This is a genomic window from Halanaerobium sp. MA284_MarDTE_T2 (genome assembly GCF_003337245.1).
Classification (GTDB): domain Bacteria; phylum Bacillota; class Halanaerobiia; order Halanaerobiales; family Halanaerobiaceae; genus QPJE01.
The window spans coordinates 1-3,722 of record NZ_QPJE01000054.1; the positions used below are offsets into that span (position 1 = coordinate 1).

4 protein-coding genes are annotated in these 3,722 nt (G+C 31.2%); all 4 read right to left on the reverse strand.

Going from position 1 to position 3,722, the window contains the following annotated elements:
- Positions 1–389: 389 nt before the first annotated feature.
- Positions 390–1,097 (reverse strand): aspartate/glutamate racemase family protein, encoded by a 708-nt coding sequence (locus tag DFR78_RS11740; RefSeq protein WP_114459010.1) that lies wholly within the window; start codon positions 1,095–1,097, stop codon positions 390–392.
- Positions 1,098–1,112: 15 nt separating this feature from the next.
- Positions 1,113–1,673, reverse strand: coding sequence for a hypothetical protein (locus DFR78_RS11745; RefSeq protein WP_114459011.1), 561 nt, complete (start codon positions 1,671–1,673; stop codon positions 1,113–1,115).
- A gap of 88 nt (positions 1,674–1,761) precedes the next feature.
- Positions 1,762–2,502 (reverse strand): SagB/ThcOx family dehydrogenase, encoded by a 741-nt coding sequence (locus DFR78_RS11750; protein ID WP_114459012.1) that lies wholly within the window; start codon positions 2,500–2,502, stop codon positions 1,762–1,764.
- Positions 2,503–2,910: 408 nt separating this feature from the next.
- On the reverse strand, positions 2,911–3,582 hold the full coding sequence (gene rpiA / locus DFR78_RS11755; protein WP_114459013.1) for a ribose-5-phosphate isomerase RpiA: 672 nt from the start codon (positions 3,580–3,582) through the stop codon (positions 2,911–2,913).
- Positions 3,583–3,722: the final 140 nt, after the last annotated feature.

Consider the following 3,722-nt stretch of genomic DNA (forward strand, 5'->3'; position numbering starts at 1 on the left):
CTGTGATATTCAATTTTTTTGTTGTTGAGAACTAATTTTTAGATTTAAAAGCTTAGTTTAGATTGAATATGCTTAATGTTTTTGTGTTACAATCATGTTTTTACTTTTTAATTAATTTAATAGATGAAAATTTTCACACAATTTTTTATTTAACTGGAAACGGCTAGAGGAATATCAAATTTTTTTGCATACACTTTTTATTTTCAGCTTTACAAATAGTTATAGGTTAATTGATTAAACAAAAAGTTAGTACTATTAAGAAAGACTTTTAAGAATATAAAATATATCCTCTTATAATTATAACAAAAAATTAAGCCTCTGAAAACCTATTTAAGCAGATTATAAGGGTTTTTAGGCAAAAATACTGTAATTAACCCCAAAAACTTTTTTTATTTGATCTTATTGGAAATATCTAAAGAAAAATTCACAATATTCTTAGCATGTAAATATGTTGTATCAAAAACTTCAATTGGACTGTCATTATTTTTTATCAGCAGAGGTATTTCAGTACAGCCTAAAACTACTCCTTCTGCTCCTTTTTTCTGCAGTGATTCTATAATCTCAACAAATTTTTTGCGTGAACTATCCTTAATTACTCCAGAAATAAGTTCACTGTATATTGTATTATGAATAACCTCTCTCTGTTTTTTATCTGGAATTATAATTTCAATTCCATATTTACTTATTCTATCTCTGTAAAAATCTTCTTCCATTGTGAATTTTGTACCTAAAAGAGCCGCTTTTTTTATATCCTTTTTCTCCATCTCTGCTGCAGCAGAATCAGCTATATGTATTAGGGGCAGTTCCGTATTTTCTTCTATTTCTCCAGCCATTTTATGCATAGTATTTGTACATATCGCTATTACTTCTGCACCGGCATTTTTTAATAACTTTGCCTTATCTATCATTATCTCAGTCAGTTCATCCCATTTGTTTTCGTGCTGAAGTTTTTCCACTTCTGCAAAGTCAAAGGAATACATCACTAAATCGGCAGAATGTGAAGATCCAAGTTTCTTTTTTACTTCTTCATTGATTATTCTGTAATATTCTAAAGATGATTCCCAGCTCATTCCACCTATAAGTCCTATTCTCTTCATAAAAAAATACCTCCTCTAAGATTTTAGCCTATCTATCAGTTTTTTTGTCCTCTTTGACGCTTTATCATTTTTGAGTTTTAGAATATTTTTCTGAAGAAGATCGACCCTGCAGCTCCCCTCCTGTAAAAAATAATCTTCAATAAGCATAACTTTTTCTTCTCTGTTCGGCATCAATTGATAAAGTATATACCAGTCTTCAATAGCAGCTACAGGTATTTCTACACTTTCTAAATTCCACATTTCTGTGATAGAGTTTTTATCGAAATCATATTTAAAATAACTGCTGTTCTGTTTAATAGAAAATCCGGCAATTAAATCGACCTCAACACCATTGACACTGTAATTAGCAAAAAAGTCAGATTTATATATTTCCAGATCACTGCTGAAGTTTTTCTCACCAGTAGATCTCAAAATTTTATCAGCTTTACTGCTGTCATCACTACTGACTATAATGTCAATATCATTGGGAGAATCAACCAGCCCATAATAATTGAGCATTACTGATGCACCAACACCCCACCTGATATTTTTTTTATTTAACTTAACAGCTAATTCTGACAGAACTTTTTTTAGCATCTACTCACTTCTTTCTTTTTACAAAATATATCTAATATTTAGATTTATTCAGATAATACTGTAATATTATCTTCCTTTTACAGGTTTTTCATTCAATCTTACCAACTGAAGCAAGATAGATTACAAATTCTTCTTCTCCATCAATATCTAAAAATGCATCTACCTGCTGCTGATAATAAGCACCGATAGCACATGTACCTGCTCCAACTGACTCTGAAGCAAGATATAAATTCTGACATAGATGACCGGCATCAAGTGCAATCATTTTATGGGCCAGCACATCATATCTCCATTCCGACCTGTACGGAACAGCTGTCCAGATAAATATTACTGCACTATCTGCAATAAACTTCTGCTTGCGGCAGGCTTCTGCTATTTTTACATTTAAATCATCTTCATTGTAGATGAAAATCAGCTTATGTTCTACAGGTAGATACCGGTAGATTCCTTTATTTAAATTTTCAACTTTATTGATATACAAATATGTTTCAAAAGGATGTCTGTCCCCTGCTGATGGAACAGCTCTCTTATTCCTGTTTTCCTTAACTGCCTGTGTTGACCAGAGCAAAAATGATAGTTCTTCTAAACTCAGCTTTTGATCAGAATATTTTCTGCGGCTTTTCCGCTGCTTCATTATTTTTTTTAGCGAACTATCTCCCACTTTTAATTGATCATATGGAATTAAATCAATCAATTCCGCATCTTCTGGATAGTCTTTTGTCATCGGAGGAGCTGAAACACCTTTTTTTTGATCCCGATCTAAATCATCCCACTTAATCCATTTTTCAGCTTTCAAAAAATTCCTCTGCATTTTAATCTGTTTTTTCATCTTTATCTCCCTTCTACTTTCCTTTATAATATAAATTAACACTACTGATCTGAACAAAATTAATGATTGTTTGATTCTAATAATATTTTATGAATTTTTTATTCATTTTCAAAGGGCTTATTTAGTTTTAGTAGAAATATATAAACTGTTTATTAAAATATTTTTGAATAAATGAAAAATCAAAAGGAAAGGATAAAATATGATCTACATTTTAACATCTCTTCTAATTATTATTCTGTCATTATTTGACCACCAAAAAACACTAAAAGGCATCAAAATCGGTTTAAAAAAACTATTCAAAAATACACCTGTTTTTCTCAATATGATAATCCTGGCGGCAGTTAAAATATTACCTGTTAACTAAAATTATTGTTAAGTTCTGAACAGTATTATACTGTTCAGAACTTTTTATTTCTCAATTATCCTGACATCTCCATTTTTATAACCGACTACTATAACATCTGCCATTTCTGGAAAGATACCATTTTCTACAACACCTGGGATCCTGTTTAAATTTACTGCCATCTGCACCGGTTTATCTATTACCGAAAAATCACAGTCTATAATATAATTTTCATTATCTGTAATGAAAGTCTGCCCATCTTCAGTTTCTCTTAATTTCCCACTACAGCCCAGTTTTTCTATCTGTCTTTTGGTAAATTCCCAGCTGAATTTACATACTTCCACAGCCAGTGGGAAACTCCCCAGTTTATCTGACAGTTTTGATTCATCTGCAACAATAATTAATTTATCTGACGCAGATGCAACAATTTTTTCCCTCAATAAAGCTCCACCACCACCTTTTATTAAGTTCAATTCAGAATCAACCTCATCTGCACCATCAATTGTAAGGTCCAGCTTTTCTATATCTGCCAGTTCTATCAGTTCTATTCCACCTTTTCTGGCAAGTTCAGCAGTTTCTTTGGAAGTAGGTACTGCTTTGATTTTAAGACCTGCTTTAACCATTGAAGATAATTTTTGGATAGCCCAGTAAGCAGTTGAGCCAGTACCCAACCCTACAAACATTCCATTTTTAACATATTCAGCAGCTTTTTCGCCTGCCAGTCTTTTTGCTTTCATAATTTTAAAACCCTCCAGCTTAATTATTTTATTAATGTAAATATATGATTGTAACACAAAAAGCATATAATATTTTCCAATTTACATGTTTCAAATACTAAAATAAGTCTTCTAAACACAACAATAAAAGCATTTAAAAC